Genomic DNA, 24,786 nt, shown 5'->3' with positions numbered 1-24,786 from the left:
ATAAACTGTACATTGTTAAAATGGGTAGATGGTGATCAAAAACAATTTGTTCCAACAGTCAATGATGCCGAGTGCGTAGGCGAATTGATCGGAAAGCTTCATAAACAATCATCTTTTTGGAAATTCCGTCATCATTTACTCGACCGTCATTTGATAATTTTAGAATTTCACAATCATTAGAAAAGCTAAAACAGCTTGCTAACGCTGGTGAGCTCGATAAAAATGATGTGGAAATTCTGCAATTGGCCGGAGAGTGTGCAATTTTAATGATGAACGACATAGAAAGAACACCAGGCAATTGGGGGATAATTCACGCAGATTTGATTCCAAGTAATTTTGTGTTTCATGAACAAGAAGCTAGAGCTATTGATTTTGGAGCTTGTGGGTTCGGATATTATTTATTCGATTTAGGTTGGACACTTTCTTATATCCACCCAGCATTCAGAAACCAGTTGCTAGAATCATACGCAAAACAATTCGACCTGCCTCATAACTATGTTCAACGTTTGGAAGGTTTCTTTGTAGCAGCCCAACTCGAAACAATGAATTTTTGGCTTGGGCTGCCTGAATCTAATGAGTGGTTACCCAGTCACATTAGTAAATTAGCAAGTCGGGAATTTAAGCGATATGTAAATAAAGAAGAATTTCTCTTTAGTGGTACTCCTTACTGGGAGTAGTTTGTTCAACGAACGGCGAACGTTAGCCCAGATATTTTGGGAGCAGTTTTGCTTCAGAAGAATAGAGATCATGATAAGCTTATTGTCGAAAAGAATCTATAACCGCATAAACAAAAGGAAAGGTACTTTGAAAAAAATTAGGGAAGCAACAAAAGAGGAAATGATCGAAATTTATAAGATGGGCTATGATGTTTGGGGAGATAATCTGCCATATGAAGCATATATAACTATGTGCCAGGCTTCCAAAAAGTATAAAAAGGGAAAGTGGTACGTTCTTGAAGCAACAGATACAAAGCAACTATTAAGCTCCCTCATCGTATATGATCTAAATCTTTCTGATGACCAAATTGTAAAAGGGATTGGTTCAATTGCTACCCCTTTATATTTAAGAAAAAAAGGATATGCTTCTTTATTGGTCAAAGAAACGATAGGCTAACCCAGGTGATTTGAATTACAGATATGAGATTATAGTGGGTGTGAAAAAAACGCCAGTCACCTTAAGCAGGTGACCGGCGTTTTCATATTAGCTTTTAGGCATTTTGCTCTCATCCATGTACAGCAGGTTCCAGCGGTGACCGTCCAGGTCGGCAAATCCTGCGCCGTACATCCAGCCGTCAGTTTCACTCGGCTTGCCAAAGATGTTTCCTCCGGCAGACTCTACTTTTTGAATAAAGGCATCTACTTCTTCTCTGCTTTCAGCGCCAATGGAGAATATTACTTCTGCGCTATGGGAAGTATCTGCGGTTTTAGAACCTGTGAATTTCTCAAACGCTGCATCCGGGAACAGCAGAATCGTTGTCTGGCCTATGTCAAGCTTGGCTCTCTCGTTACCAACGCTCACTGCATGGAATCCAATCTCATTGAAAAAGGCAGTTGACCTCTCAACATCTTTGACCGGCAGGTTAATCCAGATCTCCTGTGGCATGGCTATAGCCTCCTGAATATATTTTTAACAACTCCTACTATACTCTAGTTCTGGCAGCAGAAGCGAATCTTACAAAAGAATCCGCAATGACATTTCTGTCATGCATTATGCGGTTTCCTTAGTAACTTCTCTTCTCTATATCGCAACTCACTCTTAATTGAAATACTCGATAGTTTTCTCAATAAATGCCTTGGCCGATTTTGTCAGAAAACGGTCGGACCTATGAATGATCTCAAAGTGACGGTATGGCGGATCGTCTGTAATTCGGATGCAGCGTAGAGTTGGTTCATTCATCGCTTGGATCAAACGATAAGGCAGCAATGTTCCTCCGACGTTGGCTTTAACCAAGCTAATAATGGAAGTAGCCGAACTGGTCTCCATGATCGTATTTAAACTGAATCCATATTTACGGCAATAGCCATCAACCAGTTCTCTGCCTGTAAATCCTTCGGGGAACATCACAGTTTGGATATTTCGCAGTTCTTGGATTCCGATCGTGCTTCGTTCAGCCCAATCATGATTCTCGGAAACGACGAGTACATATTCTTCACTGCACAAAGGAATGCGTACAAGCCGATCATCAGGAGCAGACGTGATCTCGATACCGATGTCTACTTCATTATCGAGCACTTGATTCAAGACATAGATCGAAGAGATAACCTTCAGTTGTACCTTGGGGAATCGTGCATGAAAATTCACGAGCAATGGAGTGAGCCGATAGTCCAGATCGGAAGGAAGAACACCAATTACTAAGCGACCTCGTTGATCATTGCGGAGTTCAGCTAACGCATCCTGGGTATTCTGTAAATGCCGAATCATCTGTACACAGTGCTCCAGAAACAGATTTCCTGCCTGGGTCATCACAATCTTTTTGCCGACTCGGTCAAATAAGGGAACACCGAGTTCATCCTCGAGCGCGCGTATTTGTTGGCTCAACGTAGGTTGAGATATACCGAGCTTCTCAGCTGCTCGTGTAAAATGAAGCTCCTCACAAACAGCAATGAAGTTTTCCATCTGACGAATCTCCATATGTATTACCTCTAATCATTGGTTTTAGTAATCATTTTAATAGAAACTATAGTATTGTTCAATCATTCTAAAGATTCTATACTTAATCGTGCACCACCCAACGATCTGTCGTTAAAAAATAGGATGATGGGTGAATGTAACGATACTACTACCATGAGGTGATTCATAATGAAACTTTTTTATATCGTCCTAGCGCTTATCCTGGCTTCACTGAATTTACGACCACCTATTACATCCATTTCACCTCTAATGAGCACCGTACAGAATGATCTGGGTATAAGCGGGATTACCGCCAGTCTGTTAACCACACTTCCGGTATTATGCATGGGCATATTTGCTCCGTTCTCCGTAAGATTAAGCAGAAAGTGGGGGAATGAGGGCGCAATTGTTCTGGCTTTAATCCTCATTGGGTTAGGTACTGGATTACGATGGTTTGTTGGTACAACTCCATTGATGATGTTCACTTCTTTTCTGTCCGGTGTAGGAATTGCATTGGCAGGGCCGCTATTATCCAGCTTCATTAAGCAGTACTTCCCTGACCGAGTGGCAGCTATGGTGGGCATCTACTCTACAGCGATGGTGATGGGGGCCAGCATTAGTGTGGGATTATCGGTTCCGCTTCAGCATACGCTGGGTGGTTCGTGGAGGGGCTCGTTGGCTGTATGGGCATTTCTCGCAGCCATTGCATTGCCGATCTGGTTGAGATTAGCCTGGTCTGCGCGCATAGATCGACAATCCGGTAAAATCTCGAGTGTACTTAATGCACCACTTCCAGTGAACAACAAGCGTGCCTGGATGCTGACATTATTCTTCGGGCTGATGGCAGCGATCTTCTACTCGTTGACCGCTTGGCTTGCGCCAGCAATCCAAAGCCAGGGGTATAGTCAAGAGACGGCCGGCAACATCCAAACCTTATTTACATTGATATCTCTGCCCTCTACGTTGTTCATTCCCATGCTTGTACACCGTTACCAAAGACGTGTATTCTGGCTTGTCGGGTGTGCGTTATTAGAGTTGATGGGTGTCCTGATGCTGAACATATCCGTTAGCCCCTGGCTCGCGGCGATTCCACTCGGTATTGGAGCAGGTGGACTGTTCCCGATTGCACTGATGTTGCCCATTGATGAAACAAGCAATGCTCAGGAAGCCAGTAGCTGGTCCGCAATGACCCAATCAGGTGGCTACATTCTCGGAGCGCTTGGGCCGCTAGCCATTGGCTGGCTCCACGATGCAACGGGCAGCTTCGTCCAAGCATTCTATGGTTTGGCTGTAATCATCGTGCTTCAGATTATCGTTCAATTGGCTATAGGTAATAAAAAAAGTTCTCCAGCGAGTTAGGATAAGCCCCAGAGCTGAGAGGATGTACTATTTTCATGATGAATTTAGAAACGGATTTTGTTGGGGGGAAATAAGTAGAGGAGCTTCCTATATGGTAGCTCCTCTTTTCTAGTAAATTAAACGGGCAATATACTAAGGTAATATTTGATTATAGGTTCATTCTATAAAAATTATTTCTTTTATATATTAGACCAATAAAAGCCTGTAGCTATATTATGTTATTTATAATAATACTGCGGAGGAATGGTCTGATGTCTATTTATGATTTTCAAGCGAAGTCAATTAAGGGTGAGCCTGTTGAATTGTCAATTTATCGTGGAAAAGTTCTGCTTATTCTGAACACTGCTAGTAGATGCAGCTATTCTCGCCAATTACCTGATCTTCAAAGGCTTTACGAAATACACCATGAGCAAGGGTTTGAAATACTAGGTTTTCCTTGTAACCAATTTAACGAGAAAGAGCCAGAGAGTAACTCGGAAGTACGTGAATATTGTGAGAGCAACTTTGGAGTTAAGTTTCCTTTATTCGAGAAAGTTGAGGTTAGGGGACCGTCTGCTCATCCGTTATTTCAATATTTAACACAGCAAGCACCATTTCAAGGGTTCGATACTGAGACATCAGGCGGTCAATGGATGCAGGATTTTCTGCTGGAAAAGTATCCGGACATATATGCCGGTGACGGGATCAAGTGGAATTTCTCAAAGTTTTTAATCGATCGAAACGGCCATATATATGGTAGATACGAAACTACGACTGAACCATTTGACATAGAGGTATTTATTGAATCACTTCTTTTAAAGTAAATGAATCAGATTAGTGATTAAGCTAACGGGCAGGCTAGTTGAATGAGTAATCGAATAAATACAAATAAAAATCTATAAGTCAGGAAGTGCTAAACATGAATTATCTGGGGTCTTTAAGGTTAAATCAAGAAGGCAAACAGAAACAAGTTGAAGATATACTTGAAAGAAATAAAGCACAACCTGTCGGACATCGTTATATCGACATAATAACTGACTCTAGATATATTCGAAATTTAGTATTTGAACTCACACAAGTCGGGATAGCAATTAATGGTGTAACATGGTGGTGCCATTGTACAGATGAGAATAGGAGTCTTTATGGATGTCCTCATGGAATGGGAGGTCCCCAAAGCATTCATTTCGAGGGCTGGTTTAGTGAAATGGGTGTAGATTATGAAAGTTCTGATTTACCTGATGGTATATACGAAAAATTAGAACAGGGCAATATATCACCTACTGAAATAACCTCAATAAATGAATCTATTCTAGTCTACACTAATCAGTTTAAGGAAGATGAGCGGTTTAGCCCATGTTTTGTACCCGCCATATGGCTAAATGTTCCTAAAGAATGGAGACGGCTACGGTAGGTGCAGTTAATCTAACTGAGAACGATAGCTCAATACAGGCAGAAGTAGACTGCCTTGAGGACCAGCTGCTTCTTGTTATGTTAACGGATAGAATACTACCAATATGATCTAAAATTAGTTGGGATTATATCCCATGACACACGTTGAAGAGTTAATTAGGAAAAGGAGGAAGTGAAAGGTGCAGGTCTTCGATACACGTCAAATTAACAATTTAATGACTGGGGTTGGCCTTGCTTGTGAACTTGAAGCTAACACTGAAATGAATCGAGCTTTCGTATAAGTACAGGTTATTAATGAACAGAAATACTTAAATAAGTTAGAACCTGAATCGGCTAGGTTTTACTTAAGGAAATATGAGGTACCCACAACGTATCTAGAAAATGAATGGGATGTTACAGACGACGAACTTGTCGAATCGATTCATGAAATTAATATTATAGGAATCAAAAATCTTGAAAAATATCTGGCTAATTATCTGGATAATTTCGGAAGACTGGTATGCGAGTGGAGTTGTGAAAATCCGTTGTAGATGGAGAAATGACGTTACGCTAACGGGGAACTATAGTTCAATAATGAGAGGGCTGCCGAGAGGTAGCCCTTTGTTCAACTAACGTGCAGGTTAGTTGAAAAGTTTCGCGAATACCCTACATATGAATTATTTATAGAGTCCGTGATAAGACGATATTGGAAATAACGCCAAGATACACAAATGAGGAGTACAAAATGATGAATAACCGATTCTCAATGCCAAGTAAATTAGTAAATCAGTCAGAATTACTTAAAACTACAATCATTGAAAAAGGAAGACATTATCAATCTTTGCATATTTTAGAGTTTGATAATTCTGTAAAATATGTGTTGAAAGAAAAAAACGTTAAAGATTCTGGAAGTTTAATGGACGAAGCAGAAAGACTAAAATGGGTAAATGATGTGATTCCTTCTCCTAAAGTAATAAGTTATCAGAAGGAGAATGGAGAGGAATATTTAGTTATGACCTATATAGAAGGTTGTACTGCGGAAGAATAACAGCAGGAAGAGGGAGATAAAAGTCTAGGCTATATTTTAGGAGAAGGTTTAAGAACAATACACAATGTTCCCATTGATAATTGCTTTTTCAATGATTTTTTGCCAGAAAAACTGATTGATATGGTCAAAAACAATATTAATGAGAGAAAACATGAAGTCATAGAGGCTATTAATAACTCATTTCCCAACCATACTATTGAGCAACTAATTGATTTTTTGGAAATGAATAAAGCGTCGACAGAGGAACTAGTTTTTACTCATGGTGATTATGGTTCTGGAAACGTTATGATAAATAATGGATGTATTGAAGCATTTATTGATTTAGGAGCTTCAGGGATATCAGATCCATACTATGATATTTATTATCTTGTAAAAAGTCTTACTTATTATACAGATAGGAAAGAAGAAATAGTTGAATTTATGAAAGGATATGGAATATCTGAATTAGACGAGGATAGAATGAAATTTCATCAAATTATCGATACTTTATTATTGTGATTTATATAGTAGTAACTCTAAGAAGGCGTTGACATCCTGTAACACCGTATACTGAGTCGCATTCACTCCTTGATTCTGTCCGAAGCATCTCTAGGAAGAGCTATCAGTCAGACAATTCTACAATGGCGAAGTCCGTCGGACCCGTGCGTCATGCCGTTAAGCTAACGAGGAACGCTAGCTCAAGCAGGTTAGAAGATTAAAACCTCCCTTTAGAAGCAAACCTAGTTGTAATAGCTTCTAAGGGGAGGTTTTATTATGAAGTTAAGTGAGTTGTGGCATCTATATGAGGCTGATAAACGAATTCAAGGATATAGTCCGAGAACATTGAGCGCCTACATCCTCCAAAACAAAATGCTAATGACGGAACTAGGTGATCCCGAGATAGCGGAGATTACATTGTCAATGCTGAAGCAATATTTGGCGAAACAAGCAGAACGTTTGAAGCCAAGCAGCCTAGGGCATCGAATTCGTTTCGTCCGATCCCTGTTTCGCTATGCGTATGAAGAGACTTACCTGACTTCAAATCCTTCTTTAAAACTAAGAGAACCCAAATTGGACAAGCGAATTCCTAAGTTTTTAGTCGAGGAAGATGTTATTCATCTTAAGATCTCGTGGCCAAACATTAAGAGAAAGAGCGCTGCTTGAGCTTCTCTATTGTACTGGCTGTCGATTCGGGGAAGTAGAGAGGATAAACATCGAGGATCTCAACTGGGAAAACTGCTCTATAGTCGTAAACGGTAAGGGCTCCAAGCAGAGAGAAGTGTACTTTACGACAGAGTGCAAAGTATGGTTAAGGAAGTGCCTGACCAGTCGTGGAGATACCTGTAAAGCCTTATTCGTAACGGATACCAACCCAACTAAACGCATGGCTATTCCTACAATAAGGTGGGCATTAAAACGGCTTGCAGATCGAGGAGAGATTGAAACGAATGTTTATCCGCATCGCTTTCGACATACCTATGCTTGCCAACTCCTTGATAACGGTGTTCCCTTGGATTTCATCCAAGGTATGTTGGGTCATGAGAAAGCCTCAACCACGCAAATATACGCACAACTTCGTGGCGAACGCAGAAGAGAAATGTATTGACGATTTTTTTAGCATATAATAGCGGCAGATCCCTTTTAGAATTCTGCCGCTATTCAACTAAAGGGCAGTTTATCACAATTCCAAAAAAAGGAATGGATTACTTTCCCACGAATATTTAATGTGAAATATCCAATCTTTGGAGGAATGAAATGACTACGATGCTGTCTATTCGGAAATTTTAAAATTATATTTTGGGAGTTGTTTAGATGAGAATAATAAAAATGATTGACAACTACAATGAGATGTGTGACATGTCAAAAATTCAGGACAAATTTAACGCTTATAAGTGTTATACTGAAAAATATCCAGATTTATATGACGGTATTTTTAAGTATTTTTATATGACTGATATTAGCAATTTGCAATCAATGATAGAACAGTGTGACTTTAATTCTTGTCTTGCGAAAGCGAAAGAAAATATAAATAACGGTATTGTTGATAAGATTGTCAAGACAGTGAATAAAACCATTAAATTGTTGAATTATCATGGCGATTTTGATTTATACATAGGGCTTGACCTAGGTATGCACGGAGGCGTTGCGCTTCCGGTTAATCACGGAAACCCCTATGCTTACATTGGAATTGACAGAAATATAAGTGAATCAAACGTCGAGTCATTAATTCCGCATGAACTAAATCATATGGTGCGCGGTGCTATTTTACAAAACATAGATATGTTTGACTTCACCGAACGGGTAATATCGGAAGGTTTGGGCACTTATTGTCCTGTCGCTTTCAAATATGGCAGTTGTGATTTTGACTTAACTATTGAGATAGTGGCGGAAGTAATGGGATTGCCAATAAATAAAACAATGAAACTCATGAATAATAAAAATTCGTTAGAAAAGGCGGTTGTAAACGAATTTGGGACACCCTTGACCGCAGAGAAAATGAGTCAGTTTTTTATGTGGAGTGGTGATGATGCTACCGAATATCCTTTAAGCGGATATTTCATTGGTATGTATATAATTCACGATTTAATCACCAAAGGGTACACAATCTGTGAATTAACTGCAATGTCATCACAGGTTATTTATCAAAATTATACAAAATAAGCGTTATCCTTATTCACCTTTTTTCCTAAAAGTTTAATAATTTTATACATTCTTCAAAAAAGCATTCCCATATTTTTGATAAGAAAGTAATTACAAATAATACATAATGTGTAATATGATAAGGGATGAAAAAGGAATTAATACATTCTGCGCCAGGAAAACTTGTCAACGTCAATGGCCTTGAAATGCATTTTTTTTGGAAGGGAATGGAGGAAAGACACTTGTGTTTATGGCCGGAAGCGGAACAGGTTGCCCCACTCTTGACTTCAAGCCATTGTGGTCATTGTTGACAAAAAGACATAGGATAGTCGTAATCGAAATGGTAACTCAGCTAGGTGAAGTTACACTAACGGGACACGATAGCACCAGACATGACGGTAGCCGGCCACACGATCGGTTGCCGTTGCTCGTTGAAGTAAACGGGCAGGAGAGCATAGTTATTTGGCGGATTTTTAAGTCAATAATAATAAGGAGGCAATATTTTGAGAATTATTGGTGAACCCAGAATATCAAATGATTTTATAATTGCAGAAATTGAAATTGATGAAATGGACTTAAAAACTGGGTTGTTTAATACAAGAATAATTCTCTGCAATTATACTAAATCAAAAGGTAAATTCATATTTCGCGGAATTCATAAACTATCAATCGATCTAGAAAATTTCATTAATTAATAGTGAAATTCCAAAACTAAAAGCAATTAGACTAAGAACAAATTTCATGTAAATCGGGTTTTTACCATATATCGAGACCATGATCTATCCAAACAATTCGTTTAGAACTAACGGGTGACGTTAGTTTAGGCCAGCAAATAAGACGAGGCTGCCGGCAAGAACGGCGGCCTCATTAAGCTATTGGGTAGGATAGTTTCAAGGGAAATATTTACACAGGAACAAGTAATTGGTATGATTAAAGGGTATCGAGCAAACAGCCAAAGGGGGTTTTTTAATTGGAATTTGTTCTTTCCCATAAAAAGTTTAACACCAAAAGAGGATCCCTTGTTAGTACAATTACTGGAGTGTTAGAACATCTTTCGGCATTGTATGCGAATATTGGGGAGGCCAAGGAGAAAGACGGCACTTGGTCTTTACTAGAAAGCACTCCAACATGCCCTACATGTAATGGCATAGGCACTGTCATTGGTGATATAGATCCAAGTCGTATGGTCGCAACTGAACTCTCGCTTAAAAAAGGAGCTGTGCTTTTATGGGCGGGTACTAACTGCGGACCTGTTGTAAAGATCAGAGAATTGGCTAAAATGATCGGAATTAACTTTGAACGGCCACTTGCTGAGCAGGATAAGCGATTTACTGATATTTTACTTTATGGATATGATAAGGAACCTGTAACATACGTTCACAAGAAAAAGGAACTTAGAAACTATTATCGTGGATGCGTTTTCGATTTGAAATATATGCGTGATGCAGGAACAACTAGTAAAGGAAACCTTTGGGCGATAAAATTATTCTCCAGACATGATAAGTGCCCAAATTGTACCGAATGCTTGTTGGAGCAGGAACGCTTGGTTATGGGGAATTCCCTTTCAGATGTGTTGAGAATGCCGATTTCAGAATCACTATTGTTTCTCCAGAAATTACGAAATTGTCTCGACAAGCAAGTGTTAGATAATTATTGCGAATTGATTAATGATCTAGAACTGCGTTTATCTTATCTTAAAAAAATTGGTTTAAAGTCTCTTTCGGCATTCGATGTTAGAGACTTGGTGAATCCGAAATTTGGTTAAACTAACGGAGAACTATAGTTCAATAATGAGAGGGCTGCCGAGAGGTAGCCCTTTGTTCAACTAACGGGCAGGTTAGATGCAATAGGTTCTAATTAAAAATGTAAAAACAATTTGACATTACATTATATGTATTGTACATTGAAAATGTAAAAAGTTTTTTACATCCCGGGAATGGTGATACCTTGAAAAATAAAATTAGAGATATTAGAAAAAAGATGAAGCTGTCTCAAGAAGATCTTGCCATTAGATGTGGAGTTACAAGACAAACAATTAATGCTATAGAAAACGATAAATATGACCCCACATTAACTTTGGCATTTAAATTATCTAATCAACTTAAAATTACAGTTGACCAGTTATTTACTTACAAGGAGGACTCGAAATGAAACTGCAAAGAGCCGATGAAATGGAACAATTTCAAAATGATAAATCAGCTAAAAATGCTTATATATTTTTTACTTTAGCGTTGTTGGTTTGGTCATTAGTCAACTTTTTCTCTAAAGGTAAAACGGACTGGGAATTCACTATTTTGTTGATAGGTAATACAATTTTCTTATGGTCAAGAGTCTACTATAAAAGAAAAATGAAATGAATAACAAAGGAACATGTGGATCGATGGTTGTTAAGCTAACGGGACACTATAGTTCAATATATGAGAGGGCTGCCGAGAGGTAGCCCTTCGTTCAACTAACAGGCAGTAATCTGTAAATAAAAGTGGCACTAGATTTCCAAAAATTAGGGCATAATCTTCAAATGGATAAATAAGGAGAAAATATGAACACTGAAGATTACAAAGGTAATGATGATTTACAACTGTATGATTCAGTCATAAAGAAACTCATAATTGACCACCAAAACAAGACCGTTGAGTTTTACTTTCTTAAGGTAATTGAGCGAGTAGATAGAAGTGAGCACAGCTTTACCTATAAAGTAAGGGAAGCAAGGCTAAAATTTTCAGGTGTGGTATATGCGAAACTACCTTATTGGATGGAATTTGATGAATGGAGTGAATTTTACCGCTCCGCAGTTATCAAAACTTCAAGTATCCTACAAAGAGTTCCCGAACGAGCACAAAAACATAAAGAACTAAAGAACTCCTACATATCTATTTGGGTATAGACAATGGTAATGAATATGCAGAACAAGATATAATCTGCGAAAGTTTTGCAATAGAATTGGAACCAGAAGAGTACATTTTGCATAATGATTTCGACTGGTAATATGTAGAATAATACTGATATGCAATCAACTAACGGGCAGTTATGCGTAACTACCAGGGAATGTAAACATCTAAATAACGTAAGGAACGAGGAGGCAGACATCTCATGGGAGGAACGAATGTATGGGATGCGGAGTGGGAGGTTAACGAAGAGCAGGCGCGGACGCTGATCGGCAGACAATTCCCTCAGCTGTCATCGAAGAAAGTGAAGCGATTGGGCTGGGGCTGGGACTGGGACAATACGGTTTTTCTCATCGGTGACGAGTACGTGTTCCGGTTTCCAAGAAGAACGATTGCAGTTGGCTCGATTCATATGGAAGGGAAGCTGCTGCCGAAGCTGGAGGCATATATGACCATCCCCTATCCGAAACCGTTGTTTTATGGCGAAGCAAGTGACGAATACCCGGCACCATTTCTTGGCTATGCCTACGTGCCAGGAGATTTCCCCATCGGTTTGACGGAAGAACGCCGGGCTTTATCGGCAGAGACGCTGGCGAAATTTTTGCGGAGATTGCATGAGTTTCCGGTGCAGGCGGCGCTGAAGTGCGGAGTTCAGCAAGATCATCGAAACTTGACGGACATAGCATCGCGCAAAGTGAAATTGGAGGGCTTTCTATCGAAGGTGGTTGAACACTTGTCGCCGGAGGAGTCCGGTGTGATCGAAGCGTATATTAGCAGGCTGCAAAAGGACCGTGTCGAGTCGGTGAATGCACTGCTACATGGCGATCTTCATTTCAAAAATATGCTTGTGAATGAGAACGGGATCGTTTCCGGCATCATTGATTGGGGCGATCTGAGCGTAGGCCATCCGGCTTGCGATTTGAGCGTTGCTTATAGCTTTTTACCACCTTACGCTCGTGGCGTGTTTTTCGAAACGTACGGAGGAGCGGACGAGGAAACGAAGCTGCTGGCGCGGCTGATCGCGGTATACATCCCCATACTGATCTTAATGCAAGCGGTCGATGACGGGAATGAAGCGATTGCGGCAGAGGCGAAATCCAACATCATGCGGGCACTGTCGGATTAGGCTCATTATTTCGTTGCGGCTATGGGGCTATGGCTATCGGCACCATTTTGTCGTTTAAAGGCCGCGATAAGGTACGATCCGCCTTCTCTGATGCCGCTTTATGTTGAGGAACACGAAATTCAACAGAGTAAGTCGTTGCGCTAACGAGACTCGATAGTTCAAACAACCATAGAGCAGACCGCTATGGGCAGCTGCTCCCAAACGGTAAGGGCTCCAAGCAGAGAGAAGTGTACTTTACGACAGAGTGCAAAGTATGGTTAAGGAAGTACCTGACCAGTCTTGGAGATACCTGTAAAGCCTTATTCGTAATGGATACCAACCCAACTAAACGCATGGCTATTCCTACAATAAGGTGGGCATTAAAACGACTTGCAGATCGAGGAGAGATTGAAACGAATGTTTATCCGCATCGCTTTCGACATACCTATGCTTGCCAACTCCTTGATAACGGTGCTCCCTTGGATTTCATCCAAGGTATGTTGGGTCATGAGAAAGCCTCAACCACGCAAATATACGCACAACTTCGTGGCGAACGCAGGAGAGAAATGTATCGACGATTTTTTTAGCATATAATAGCGGCAGATCCCTTTTAGAAATCTGCCGCTATTCAACTAAAGGGCAGTATAGTTTAATAAGCACGGAGAACCTACCAAAAGACATCCCCTTGTAACCGAATGAGAGAGCAACATTTCAAATGTTATCCTGTGATATAACTATATCTGAATTCGGACAAGGAGATGAAAGCATGAGTAAGTTGGAAGGTAAAATCGCTTTAATAACTGGAGCGAGCCGAGGAATTGGCCGCAGCATCGCATTGCGTCTGGCACAAGAGGGCGCATTTGTCGTCGTGCACTATGGAAAAAGACGAAATGAAGCGGAGGCAGTCGTTCACCAGATCAAGCAAAGCGGAGGTAACGCGTGCGCAATTGGTGCTGACCTGAGCACTCTCGATGGCATTCATGATTTATTTTCGGTACTGGATGATGACATTCGGAAACGTACGGGCGGTAGCGGATTCGATATTCTTGTCAACAATGCTGGAATCGGTCAAATAGTTAGCCTAGAAGAGACAACTGAAGAATCTTTTGACGAGGTGATGAAGATTAACGTAAAAGCACCGCTTTTTGTTACCCAGCAAGCTTTACCGCGTCTAAAAGACGGGGGGCGCATTATTAATATTTCATCCTTTGTGACGCGCGTAGCCTCTCCAAGTGTGTTCACCTACAGCATGTCGAAAGGGGCCATCGATACATTTACGCATCTTCTGGCCAAACAACTGGGTAACCGCAATATTACGGTAAACGCCATCCAGCCCGGCATTATTAACACAGAGATGAATGCCGGGACGTTGCAAGATCCCCATGGACAAAAATATGCGGCCGGTCTTTCAACCTTCAACAGGTGGGGAGAACCTGAGGATGTAGCGGATATTGTTACCTTTCTCGCTTCGTCGGACAGCCGTTGGGTAACTGGTCAATTGCTCGATGCAAGCGGTGGATCTCACCTATAAGTAAAATCATTAGATGAATCCCACACTTTATGTTCATTTCACTATTATAATCCCACCCGATTTAAGGGATGAAACAGAGTGTTTCATCCAAGTATGTTTATATCCTTGATTAAGCTAACGGGGAACGATAGTATAGTACATCATTAGGCTTCCAGCACGATCGGCAGCCTGTTTAGTTAACGTGCAGAATAGTTGGGTATTAATGGTGAATATTTGAAAAAGGGGCATACATCACATCAAAATTTCAGTGCAGAGGGAGTGAGCAATTGAATATTAGAGAGGCTCATGAAGGGGATTACCCTGAACTAAGAAAGCTGTATCTCGAATCACGGCACAATACCTTCGTATGGGACAATATTATTGAAATGACCTTGGAGGATTTCGACAAGCATACGGAGGACGAATTCATCATCGTAGTAGAAGAGGCCGGTATCCTTATGGGCTTTACCTCCTTGTATTTGCCGGATAACTTCATTCATAATCTTTTTGTTCACCCTGATTGCTCAGGGAAAGGAGTCGGCAGTCGTTTGCTGCAAGCAGCTGACGTTAAAATGAATAAACCGATGCGATTAAAATGCGTATCTAAAAATCATAAGGCATTGACCTTTTATGAACGCAACGGATGGAAGAAGGTTGATGAGGAAGGCCGTCTGGGAGAAGAGAAGTACTGGGTTATGGAATATAAATAAAACAAGGAACCGCATTTGGTTCCTTGTCAGGCTGTCGAGAAAGGCTCGACAGCCATTCTTTTTGCTTAATATTTCTATACGACAAGATAACAGGCAACCTCAAAGAGTTTCATTATGTTTATGCCTCCAATAACTGACTTTATAGTGACCAAACAGTGCATTTCGTTCAACTAACGAGACACGATAGTTCAATAATACACATTGATGAGCAGGAGCTACGGTATCCTGCTTTTTTCATTGAACGGGCAGGGTGGTTCCAATATATGGTATATTTAAATAAGACGAAATCCTACTTATTGGAGGCCATAAGAATTGTCCAATCCATTATTGGGGTATGGTAGAGGGAGCGTGATGTAGTGGAAAAGATAGCTGGAATTTATTTGTTTTTTATTTTTATGATTCCTATGTATGGAGTATTAATATGGACCTATTTTTGTCCTGAGGATAGTTTATTATGGGGGAAACGATGGATGTATAAAGAAGAACCTGAAGTATCTGAGGGGGCAATTCGTTATGTAAAAGTAGCCTCATTGACAGTTATTGTGGTACTGACTATTATATTTGGAGTCCTAATATTTAGTTAGCATCAACGTCCGGTTGTACTTTTTTGATTCTCGTGATACCTCAATCTTGTTCAAATAAAATCTAGGGTTGTTCCCAATAGTAAGCAAAAAGCGGTTAACCTAACGGGAAACTATAGTTCAATAATGAGAGGGCTGCCGAGAGGTAGCCCTTTGTTCAACTAACGGGCAGGATAGTTCAATCGTTTCTCGAATATTTTATGAGTTGGATAATTTTATGAACTTTGTGATTATAACGTTATCTGTAAAATACGTTTTTGAAGGGATGATTAAATTGAAACAAGGGATATTAGTTTATCTAAATGGAACTTCAAGTTCTGGAAAGACCTCCATATCGACTGAACTGATAAATCAGAAAGAGATTCCTTTTTATCATTTATCAATTGATGATTTTTTTAATAATTACAATGATTTTATTAATAATAAATTTCCAGATGAACCTCCAAGAGAAATAGATCATCAAGTTGTCTCACAAATACTTGATGATTCCATATTCTCAGTGTACCATTCGACAATTAAATTGTTATCAGAATTGGGTTTTAATGTAATAGTAGATACCGTAATCGACAATGACAAGAGGTTTAATGAGTTTCTTGATCAATTTTTCGATCAGCCTACGTTATTTATAGGTGTAATATGCTCGAAAGAAGAACTCATAAGAAGAGAGCAAGCAAGAGGAGATAGAAAAATTGGATTAGCAGCTTCACAGTTCAGCACAGTATATTGCATTGATGAATATGACCTTGAAGTAAATACTGAAGAGATGAATCCAATAGAATGTGCCGAAAAGATATTGAGTTTTATTAAGTCCAATAAGGAATATTCGGTATTTAAGAAATTAAGTAAAAGAAATGTTAGTGTTTCTTAGAAGGCGTATTCATCAGATAGCACCATATTTAAGCATTGGGAGACTATAGTTGAACGAAACAAGGAACGGTTTGCCTCGGCAGTGTTCCTTGTTTTTATTAAGTTAACGGGCAGGATAGTGCAGAAAACTAAGATTGATAAGAATGTTAGTGGGTATTAAGCGAAAATCTTTTCTATAATAAATTTAATTGATTTACCATCACCGAAAGCTTGGTGAATAGATTATGGCGATGAAAAATAGGCAATTCGATGAAGACATAAAATACAGCTAAAAGAACTGGGGCCGATAAGTAGGGAATAATCATATTTTACCAAATAGCAGCTCCAGTGTCCGTAAGACTCGGAACGAAACAGTATTTTTCTGATCGGCAGTATGTGGGCGGGCGAAATGTGGGATTAAGCGAAGGCTTTTTGTGATTTATTCCCAATCACGCGCAACAAGACCGGTACAAGTGTCGTCTATACTAACGATTGGAAAATAGTCTCTGAGGAGCGTGGACAACAGGTGCTTAAAAAGATGGCTCTTACCCTTATATTTACGACGATGGTATTCAGTACAAACGTGGCGGAGCAATCGCTGGCTGCCAGTGCGACCGCTATGCAGGCGCAGACAGGCGATCAACTGTATCCGATTGAAGTTAATGGAAAATACGGTTTCATCAACGGCAAAGGCAAGGAGGTCATCGAGGCGGTGTACGACGGATACGGGTATTCAGGAGTATCCGGAGGGACGGTGTATGTCGAGGACTATGCGGCTAAAAAGCAATATTATTTCAGCTCGGCGGGCAGCGAGCTGTTCGAATACAAGTTGAGAGATGCCGGCATTCTTTATAATGACCGTGCGCTGTATACGACGCAGGTTCAGAACGCTGACGGAGCTACGGCGACACGGTACGGATATATAGACAGCCATGGCAAGGTGAGCATACAGCCCATCTACGCCCGGGCGTTTAATTTCTCCGAAGGTCTGGCTCGGGTCAATGTGGGCAAAGCATCGGGGTACATCAACACGAAGGGCGAGCTGGTCATTCCGTACCGGTATAGCTCGACGTCCGATTTCTCCGAAGGTATGGCGACCGTAGTGCTTGCGTACGGCGGCAAATACGGCTATATCGACACCACCGGCAAGCTCCGCGTTACGCCCCGGTATGATTACGCCACACCGTTTTCAAACGGGGCGGCAGTAGTTTACGTGAACGGAAAATACGGGTACATCGACAAAAACGGCAATTACCTGATAAAACCGCAGTTCAGCATGGCGCAGCCGTTCTCGGAAGGACTGGCTTTTGTCGAGCGTAATGGAGTCAGCTTCTACATCAACAAGAAGGGAACCAAAGTCATTCAGGGCTTTACAGCCGGAGGCTTGTTCAAGGGCGGCCTGGCTCCGGCCAGCAAGGGGCAGAGTTACGGTTATATCAATACATCCGGCCGCTTTGTGATCAAGTCGCAATTCTATTGGGCTGACGCTTTTAACGGAGAATTGGCGGTGATCAGCTTGCTCGTTCCGAATTCGCGCGAGGAAATCAGAGGGTACATGAACCGCAGCGGAGCGATCGTCTGGCCGCCGGCTTCCGAACTTCCGAACGGAGTGACAAAACTATAGTAAGGCAGAACAACTGAGCTTCACAGATTGTATCGGAAAAAGAGCGCATTACAGCTAATGAAATTAACGAAACTAACAATATTAACTTGCTGTTAAATTCTAATGGCAAATGGATGATAACATCAATATTATTAAAAGAAAACAGATCCCTCAGATTAGGCTAACGGGACACGATAGTTGAACATAAAGGGTTTCACATATTAGTCATGACTAATATGTGAAACCCTTTATTAAACCTCAGGTTTTCCCCTTTCTTCAAAGCCATTCCCCTTCCGTGATGCCATCTAAAGCTTCAACTGCGGGCGGGAAATGCTATACCAATAAATTTCGATTCTCATTACCCTAACGGGTACGATATTTAAACGGCTGAGAACGCAGCCCGTTTGAATTGATGGGAGGAAGCGAGCAAATGAACAGAGGAGTCCAATTTGAGATACCGAATGAATGGGGTAGCCATCTTGGCGAGGTACTGGAACCTTTCAATATCAGTCAATTTGATTGGTATATTGGTGGAGAGGAAGCATATCAGGATACTGGGGAGGGTAAAATTGAACCCATGTTCCATGGAGAGATATATGGAATGAAGGGGCAAGACCTCAGTGAAATTTTGAAATCAAGAGTTTATTATATAATTTTCGCGAATTTCAAGGCATATTTAAAAGGTGAAATCATTAAAGATGTTCTCACATATGAGGAATTCTTAAATAGTCAGTGCCAGTTGGTTCTGTTGTTGGTTGACTCCTTGTACGTCACAATTTATTGTAAGGACGAAAAAATAATTAATGATTTATATCTGAATGGAGTCAGAAAAGGATATGAGAACGTTGAGTATATTACCGACGAAAATGATTTTAGAACAAGTCTATCTGTGTGGTAAACATACACGTTCCTGTTCAACTAACGGGCAGTTTAGTGCAATAAAACTTTACCAATTGTGGTACTATTATTAAAATGACTTCGAAAAGTGGTGATATCATGAAATTTGTTTTGATATTTGGTCCTCAGGCAGTTGGTAAAATGACAGTGGGGCATGAACTGGAAATGATATCTGATTTAAAATTGTTCCACAACCATATGACGATAGAATTGCTGGCTCCATATTTTGGCTTCAGTAGTGAAATGTGGGGATTATCGGATAAATTCCGTCAAGATATATTTGAAGCAACCGCCGTCAGTAAAATGTATGGAATGATATTTACATATGTATGGGGATTCGATTTGCAGAGCGATTGGGATTATGTCGATAAAATTTGTAAAATATTTGAGGATCAAGGTGCAGATGTCTATTTTGTTGAGCTTGAAGCCGATCTTGAGGAGAGAATAGAGCGTAACAAGACTCCCCATAGACTTGAACATAAACCGACAAAGAGAGATATCACATTCTCTGAACAGGATCTAAAACAGACAATGGAGCAACATCGATTGAACTCGTTAGAGGGAGAAATTAAAAAAGAAAACTATTTGAGAATAAACAATACGAAAATCAACGCTCGTGAAGTTGCTGAAATCATAAAAAATAGATTCGCTTTATAACGATTCTTGTTAAACTAACGGGACACTTTAGTTCAATAAACCAACAGTAGTCGAGGACTTTATTTTTTAGTTTAAGGCAACTGTTAGTTTTTTATATTGGAACCCTCAAAACGAGTTCTTTTGGAATTCGCTAGTAAGCAGTATGAGTCTACTGCGATGTATCTACGTACTGCAAATGACAATGGAAAGTGATTAAACTTTGGGCAGAATAATTCAATCATTTATGCGGAAAATAACCCAAACATTTATGGGGGATTCTGTTCAATGTTACGGAGAGGCGTTTTGATTTTTTTGATCTTGTTGAGCGGCATTAATGTAATGAGTAAAGCTACAGCATCCACCAGTTCAGGGATCACATTAGTAGACGCTTTCCAGATCGGTCTTACAGAATCAAGAAAATGGGATGCTCAGGCGAATCTAATCTCAATCACGAGTGTTGGTGACACAAGCTCAACACCACCATCTACTCTTGCTATTGATGGCAAAAGAGAAGTTTGGAATTTGCTCTTTGGAAATGGTCAAAGAAATCAAATTTTAATCATTAACATAAAAAAAGGTAAGATTGCGATTAAAAACGATGTCAAACCAGGGGAAGGATGGGCTAAAGGATATCATTTCAACGTTATAAAAGACCATCAAGCCTTGTTTTTTGGAGTAATTGGGCAGAACAAGTACGGTATGATGACAAAACTGTATATGGACAAGACAGGGAAGGTTCTGGGTTCCGAAACGAAAAATGAAGGTCTGAAATAACTTTTCCTCCATGAACTCATTGAACTAACGGGACACGTTAGTGGAATAGCGGTTGCTTCGGCAGCCGTTTTTTATTTGTTCAACTAACTGGCAGTTTAGTTGAAAAGAAAATGGTATAGTTTTCTTGTGGAAATTTGAAATTTTGGGGGTAATTAATTATGCTTTTATCACTTTTAGGTATTTCAATATCACTTTTTGGAATAGCACTTATATTAACATCAAGTGGTTCAGCAACAGCATTTGGACTTGGTGTTTCATTTGTAGGTTTAATAGTTTCATTAATTGCTTGTTTTAGAGGTGAACATAAAGCTTAAAAGACAAGTAAACTAAAGGGGAACGATATCTCATTAAACCGGCGGCAGTCTAAGACTTTATTTTTAAGTCCAATACTGCCGCTGGTTTTATATTTGAGGCAGTGTAAGACTTTTTTAACTTCAGACATTAAAAAGAATAACAGGTGAGCAGTAACGGAGGGGAAGTTTGGAACTGTAGGAGCGATAGCGACCGCCCGAAAGCTTTCCGTAGGAAAGCTCGCATCGTAAGCATAAGCTGTCTCCGGATTTCAACCGTAATCACGGTTAAATTACTGGGGACAACAGCGGCCGGAAGTCCAAACATTCCCTGCAGTTACGACCTCCACCGTATAATATTTTCTTTTAAAACATTCTTAAATAACTGCAGTTTCTCCTTAAAAAAGTTCATTCCCACACAATGCACCAAAGATTGTTTGTCTGTTATCATTAGAATAAGTTTATTAGGCTACTGTGAGATGATTTTTCTAAGGTAGGGGGACTGTAGAATGAAGGGAATTCGGGTACTGCTCGCCGATGATGAACCGGTGATTTTGCGAGGTCTAAAAAAACTAATTTCTTGGGAAAACCTCGGACTCAGCATCGTTGGAGAAGCCAATGACGGTCTTGAATTGAAACAACAGATCGAAGAACATAATCCCGATTTGATCATTAGTGATATAAGCATGCCTGGCTATACAGGAATAGATATTATCCGCGAAATTCATGAAGCTGGCAGGTCGGTAAAGGTTATTTTTATTAGCGCTTATCAGGAGTTTACATATGCCCGTCAGGCACTGCAATATGGTGCGCTGGATTACTTGGTGAAGCCAGTGAATAAGAACCAGCTGGAGCAGGTCGTTAGTAAAGCTGTTTCGCTTATTCGTCAAGAAACTGAAGGAGAACGCAACAAAGAAAAGCTGAACCATTATGAACAGAGAAACCACAGATTAACCATCGAAGAATTGCTCGATAAGCTGACGGACGGTAACAAGGGGACGGCGGATACCCTACAAGATATGGGGATTATTGCACTCAGTCGGTACGTTAGTATTTGTATAGTGGAGACGGATGAATCCTCAGGTCAGCCATCCAGATGGGAGGAGCGTGAACGTAAGCTGATTGATTTTGCGCTCTCTAACATTATTAAGGAAACTGTAGAGCAAAGAGAGAATAGTTATATGTTCCGCAAAGGTGAACGTTTTTGCATTCTACTTCAACATGAGCATGCGGAGGAACCAGAGAGATTGGCAGAGGATCTGCATGGGAAGATTAATAATTTTCTCAAATTGAAGGTATCCATTGGCGTGGGCAACACCGTAGACGGAATGGACGAAGCTGATAATTCTTACTGCAACGCTTTGAAAGCGCTACACTGTAAATATTTCGCAGGGCTAAATCGTGTCTTATCTTATAGAAAGAATCCTTTCGAAAATGAATCGTTAATCATAACTCCTTTGCATGAAATACAATCCACCCTAAGCATCGCCTTAAAATCTCAAAACAAAGAGCAAATAACATATGAGAGCTCGCGATTACTTCAGATGATTCGGATCATGGCTGATGGGAATAGAAATCAAGCGGTGTCTACCGTTTATAATGCGATCCTCCAACTTGAACAGGAGCTTATGCAATTTGGTGTGGAGGCAGGTCCTTCCGTTCAGGATACTAGTCCTATGCTTCAGCGAATGGCTAGTCTTACTACGTTTCAAGAAGTTGAGGAAGAGTTTCGATTGATTCTGGGTAAGATGTCTGAGCAAATCAGCAGTCGAATGGGCAACAAGGAGCTAAAGCTACTGTCACAAGTGAAGGCTTATATAGATGAGCATTATCCAGAAAACATAACGCTGGAGTCTATAGCAGGGATGATGTTTATGAACTCCTATTATTTCAGCAGCTTTTTTAAAAAGCATACCGGTCAGAACTTTAAGAACTATGTAACAGAGGTAAGAATGAATCACGCACTCCGCCTATTGCTGCAAAGCGATATGATGGTTTATGAGATTGCTGACAGTGTAGGATACAACAATGCTCGGCATTTTAGCGACATGTTTAAGAAGAAATACGGCAAACTGCCACAAGAGTATAAGCAATCTTTCAAAAGCCAATCGTCAGATGGATAGCAAAGGGGATGCCTTCATTCATGTTTATCTGGGGCCGAAGGTCCAAAAGCCTATTTGTTAAGTTCTCCGCTTCTTTTTTACTAGTCGGTCTGATTCCGTTGTTTGCGCTTAGCTATATCTCTGTTCAGACTTTCTCTGGATATGTCGAGCGTTACACAACAAGTAACTTGCAGCAAATGGTGCTATATATGAGCTATAACTTAAATTCTGCCTTTAATCAGTACAATGAGATTTCCAAACTGATGTACACGGGGCGTTATGAAGGCTTTATCGAGAGTTATTCGCAGAATCAAACCTATAATGTAAATGAGCTAGAACAAATCAACACGATTCCCATTGAATCTTTGCTAAAAACAGTTCTATACAGCGACTCTTATATCACTAGTGTTTATTTTCATAGGGAGTTAGACGATAAGCTATATTATCAGGAAAAAGAAAACAAGGGGATCAACTTTGATCTGCTGCCCTATAAAGAGTGGTTGACGGAAATGGCTCCGGATCCATCTCATGTGGCTATTTTTCCTACTCATTCTGAGGAATACTTCATAGGCTCAAAGCGAAGTGTATTCACAATTGGACGTACATTGATTGATATTTCTGGGCGTGTTACCAAGGAGCCAAAGGTTGTAGGGACTTTATTTATGGACGTTGATGCATCCATATTCAATCAGTTTTTTAGAGAGCTAAATCTCGGAGAACAGGATGATCTGTTTTTATTAGATGGCGATGGAAATATATATTTCACAAATGAGAACGCAGCAGAGAACGGTGAGGTACTACATGCACGGAAAGATGAGAAAATGATCGTCCTCAGTGAGGATATTCCTTTTCTTAACGGCAAGGTAACTGCAAGAATTCATCGAGCGAATTTATTCGATCAGCTTTTTTCAGCCCGTACGACCGTGTTTATAGCGATGTTTATTTGTGCGATTGTGATGATTCTCATGGGAGTCTGGTTCTCTAGAAGATTAGCTGCTCCGATACGAAACTTAATTAAGCAAATGGCAATTGTAGAATCCGGTAATCTTGATACCCAGATGGTAGTGAACAGCAATGATGAAATGGGTAGACTTAGCCATGGTTTTAATCGAATGGTTGAGCGTCTACAGGCTTATATCGATGAAGCTTACGTTGCCCAGATCAAGCAGAAGCAAACTGAGTTAAATGCTTTAAAAAGCCAGATTCGGCCACATTATTTATACAATACCCTGGAAGTTATTCGAATGAATGCCGTGGATAAAGATAATGATGAGGTTGCAGATATGATTTTATCGTTATCCAACCAGTTAAAATATGTGATTGATTATGGGGAGGATAAAGTAAGCATCCGAGAGGAACTGGATCATCTGCGGGATTATTTCTATATCATTTCTGTACGGTACGAGAATAAATTTGAGCTTGTCGTGGATGTCTCGCCGGAAGTGGATTTGAACTGGTACATTCTGAAATTGTCTCTTCAGCCGATTGTTGAAAATGCTATTCAGCATGGACTACGCGGTCAAGGGAGAGGTACAGTAGCGCTAACCGTCGAGAAGCAAGAGGATAAGTTGCTGGCTACAATCTATGATGATGGAATTGGAATGAGCAAAGAAAAGGTACTGCTGTTGAGTGAAATCTTGGAACAGCCTAGTTCGCCCAGTAAAAATGTCGGCTTAAAAAATGTTCATGAGCGGATTCGTACAGTATATGGTAAAGAATACGGGCTGTCCTTAAGTAGTAGAGAGCATATTGGAACATCGATTCTTTTGTCGTTTCCAATTGTAGAGAATCCCTATACAGTCGCAGATGGAGAATGAATATCAAGGGTTAGGCGATGAGCGAA

At 40.3% G+C, this 24,786-nt stretch carries 29 protein-coding genes and 1 pseudogene; 28 read left to right on the top strand and 2 right to left on the bottom strand.

Going from position 1 to position 24,786, the window contains the following annotated elements:
• The first annotated feature begins 116 nt into the window (after nt 1-116).
• A complete protein-coding gene (locus tag H70737_RS31295; protein ID WP_231573293.1) occupies nt 117-677 on the top strand; it encodes a phosphotransferase in 561 nt (186 codons plus the stop codon).
• 127 nt (nt 678-804) lie between these two features.
• The gene (locus tag H70737_RS29870; RefSeq protein WP_156113138.1) at nt 805-1,113 is read left to right on the top strand and encodes a GNAT family protein; all 309 of its coding nucleotides are present in this window, start codon (nt 805-807) and stop codon (nt 1,111-1,113) included.
• Between the two features lie 87 nt (nt 1,114-1,200).
• Here the strand turns inward: H70737_RS29870 and H70737_RS17455 are convergent, their stop codons facing one another.
• Entirely contained in the window at nt 1,201-1,602 is a 402-nt protein-coding gene (locus H70737_RS17455; RefSeq protein ID WP_042189208.1) for a VOC family protein, read from the bottom strand.
• A gap of 153 nt (nt 1,603-1,755) precedes the next feature.
• Entirely contained in the window at nt 1,756-2,616 is an 861-nt protein-coding gene (locus H70737_RS17450; protein ID WP_231573292.1) for a LysR family transcriptional regulator, read from the bottom strand.
• Between the two features lie 183 nt (nt 2,617-2,799).
• On the opposite strand from H70737_RS17450, the gene H70737_RS17445 reads away from it, so the two are divergent.
• The 26 genes and pseudogenes from H70737_RS17445 (at nt 2,800) to H70737_RS17330 (ending at nt 24,760) form a co-directional block, all read left to right on the top strand.
• Complete coding sequence (locus H70737_RS17445; RefSeq protein ID WP_042189205.1) at nt 2,800-3,969, top strand: MFS transporter; 1,170 nt, start codon at nt 2,800-2,802, stop codon at nt 3,967-3,969.
• A gap of 251 nt (nt 3,970-4,220) precedes the next feature.
• On the top strand, nt 4,221-4,772 hold the full coding sequence (locus H70737_RS17440) for a glutathione peroxidase (protein ID WP_042189203.1): 552 nt from the start codon (nt 4,221-4,223) through the stop codon (nt 4,770-4,772).
• A gap of 95 nt (nt 4,773-4,867) precedes the next feature.
• A complete protein-coding gene (locus H70737_RS17435) occupies nt 4,868-5,359 on the top strand; it encodes a hypothetical protein (RefSeq protein WP_042189202.1) in 492 nt (163 codons plus the stop codon).
• Nucleotides 5,360-6,082: 723 nt separating this feature from the next.
• Nucleotides 6,083-6,385 carry a protein kinase family protein gene (locus H70737_RS17430; protein WP_156113137.1) on the top strand — a complete coding sequence of 101 codons (303 nt, stop codon included), beginning with the start codon at nt 6,083-6,085 and terminating at the stop codon, nt 6,383-6,385.
• An 18-nt stretch (nt 6,386-6,403) separates the two neighbouring features.
• Nucleotides 6,404-6,883: pseudogene (locus tag H70737_RS17425) on the top strand (phosphotransferase); the annotation flags it as partial.
• A gap of 255 nt (nt 6,884-7,138) precedes the next feature.
• Nucleotides 7,139-7,528 (top strand): site-specific integrase, encoded by a 390-nt coding sequence (locus H70737_RS31290; RefSeq protein ID WP_231573291.1) that lies wholly within the window; start codon nt 7,139-7,141, stop codon nt 7,526-7,528.
• Nucleotides 7,473-7,970, top strand: a complete 498-nt coding sequence (locus H70737_RS31285) for a tyrosine-type recombinase/integrase (RefSeq protein WP_231573290.1) — start codon at nt 7,473-7,475, stop codon at nt 7,968-7,970. Before H70737_RS31290 ends, H70737_RS31285 begins: the two co-directional genes overlap by 56 nt.
• 206 nt (nt 7,971-8,176) lie before the next feature.
• Nucleotides 8,177-9,025 (top strand): DUF2268 domain-containing putative Zn-dependent protease, encoded by an 849-nt coding sequence (locus tag H70737_RS17415; RefSeq protein WP_042189196.1) that lies wholly within the window; start codon nt 8,177-8,179, stop codon nt 9,023-9,025.
• A gap of 482 nt (nt 9,026-9,507) precedes the next feature.
• Nucleotides 9,508-9,699: a hypothetical protein gene (locus tag H70737_RS17405; protein WP_042189190.1), complete on the top strand. Its 192-nt coding sequence runs from the start codon at nt 9,508-9,510 to the stop codon at nt 9,697-9,699.
• Between the two features lie 275 nt (nt 9,700-9,974).
• On the top strand, nt 9,975-10,769 hold the full coding sequence (locus H70737_RS17400; protein WP_042189188.1) for an excinuclease ABC subunit UvrA: 795 nt from the start codon (nt 9,975-9,977) through the stop codon (nt 10,767-10,769).
• A gap of 182 nt (nt 10,770-10,951) precedes the next feature.
• Nucleotides 10,952-11,155 carry a helix-turn-helix transcriptional regulator gene (locus H70737_RS17395; RefSeq protein ID WP_042189185.1) on the top strand — a complete coding sequence of 68 codons (204 nt, stop codon included), beginning with the start codon at nt 10,952-10,954 and terminating at the stop codon, nt 11,153-11,155.
• Nucleotides 11,152-11,361, top strand: coding sequence for a hypothetical protein (locus tag H70737_RS17390; protein ID WP_197071218.1), 210 nt, complete (start codon nt 11,152-11,154; stop codon nt 11,359-11,361). Before H70737_RS17395 ends, H70737_RS17390 begins: the two co-directional genes overlap by 4 nt.
• 182 nt (nt 11,362-11,543) lie before the next feature.
• The gene (locus H70737_RS17385; protein WP_042189183.1) at nt 11,544-11,888 is read left to right on the top strand and encodes a hypothetical protein; all 345 of its coding nucleotides are present in this window, start codon (nt 11,544-11,546) and stop codon (nt 11,886-11,888) included.
• A 206-nt stretch (nt 11,889-12,094) separates the two neighbouring features.
• Nucleotides 12,095-13,015 carry a phosphotransferase gene (locus H70737_RS17380; RefSeq protein ID WP_042189180.1) on the top strand — a complete coding sequence of 307 codons (921 nt, stop codon included), beginning with the start codon at nt 12,095-12,097 and terminating at the stop codon, nt 13,013-13,015.
• Between the two features lie 227 nt (nt 13,016-13,242).
• The gene (locus tag H70737_RS30425) at nt 13,243-13,581 is read left to right on the top strand and encodes a tyrosine-type recombinase/integrase (protein ID WP_231573289.1); all 339 of its coding nucleotides are present in this window, start codon (nt 13,243-13,245) and stop codon (nt 13,579-13,581) included.
• Between the two features lie 179 nt (nt 13,582-13,760).
• Nucleotides 13,761-14,525, top strand: coding sequence for an SDR family oxidoreductase (locus H70737_RS17375; RefSeq protein ID WP_042189178.1), 765 nt, complete (start codon nt 13,761-13,763; stop codon nt 14,523-14,525).
• Between the two features lie 266 nt (nt 14,526-14,791).
• Nucleotides 14,792-15,214, top strand: a complete 423-nt coding sequence (locus tag H70737_RS17370; RefSeq protein WP_042189175.1) for a GNAT family N-acetyltransferase — start codon at nt 14,792-14,794, stop codon at nt 15,212-15,214.
• Nucleotides 15,215-15,570: 356 nt separating this feature from the next.
• Nucleotides 15,571-15,798 carry a hypothetical protein gene (locus H70737_RS17365; protein ID WP_081951152.1) on the top strand — a complete coding sequence of 76 codons (228 nt, stop codon included), beginning with the start codon at nt 15,571-15,573 and terminating at the stop codon, nt 15,796-15,798.
• Nucleotides 15,799-16,069: 271 nt separating this feature from the next.
• Nucleotides 16,070-16,663 (top strand): chloramphenicol phosphotransferase CPT family protein, encoded by a 594-nt coding sequence (locus H70737_RS17360; protein WP_042194099.1) that lies wholly within the window; start codon nt 16,070-16,072, stop codon nt 16,661-16,663.
• 504 nt (nt 16,664-17,167) lie between these two features.
• Nucleotides 17,168-18,265, top strand: a complete 1,098-nt coding sequence (locus tag H70737_RS17355; RefSeq protein WP_042189172.1) for a WG repeat-containing protein — start codon at nt 17,168-17,170, stop codon at nt 18,263-18,265.
• A 409-nt stretch (nt 18,266-18,674) separates the two neighbouring features.
• Nucleotides 18,675-19,142 (top strand): DUF2691 family protein, encoded by a 468-nt coding sequence (locus tag H70737_RS17350; protein ID WP_042189170.1) that lies wholly within the window; start codon nt 18,675-18,677, stop codon nt 19,140-19,142.
• Nucleotides 19,143-19,240: 98 nt separating this feature from the next.
• Entirely contained in the window at nt 19,241-19,798 is a 558-nt protein-coding gene (locus H70737_RS17345) for a DEAD/DEAH box helicase family protein (protein ID WP_042189168.1), read from the top strand.
• Nucleotides 19,799-20,080: 282 nt separating this feature from the next.
• Nucleotides 20,081-20,551 (top strand): hypothetical protein, encoded by a 471-nt coding sequence (locus tag H70737_RS17340; protein ID WP_197071217.1) that lies wholly within the window; start codon nt 20,081-20,083, stop codon nt 20,549-20,551.
• A gap of 158 nt (nt 20,552-20,709) precedes the next feature.
• Nucleotides 20,710-20,865, top strand: coding sequence for a hypothetical protein (locus H70737_RS30765; RefSeq protein WP_156113135.1), 156 nt, complete (start codon nt 20,710-20,712; stop codon nt 20,863-20,865).
• 485 nt (nt 20,866-21,350) lie between these two features.
• Entirely contained in the window at nt 21,351-22,964 is a 1,614-nt protein-coding gene (locus tag H70737_RS17335) for a response regulator (RefSeq protein ID WP_042189163.1), read from the top strand.
• A gap of 20 nt (nt 22,965-22,984) precedes the next feature.
• Complete coding sequence (locus tag H70737_RS17330; RefSeq protein ID WP_042189160.1) at nt 22,985-24,760, top strand: cache domain-containing sensor histidine kinase; 1,776 nt, start codon at nt 22,985-22,987, stop codon at nt 24,758-24,760.
• Nucleotides 24,761-24,786 lie beyond the last annotated feature (26 nt).

The organism is Paenibacillus sp. FSL H7-0737 (assembly GCF_000758545.1).
In the GTDB taxonomy this organism is placed as follows: Bacteria; Bacillota; Bacilli; order Paenibacillales; family Paenibacillaceae; genus Paenibacillus_AQ.
The sequence above is the reverse complement of the archived record's forward strand: the minus strand, read 5'-3'. Positions and strand labels throughout refer to the sequence as shown.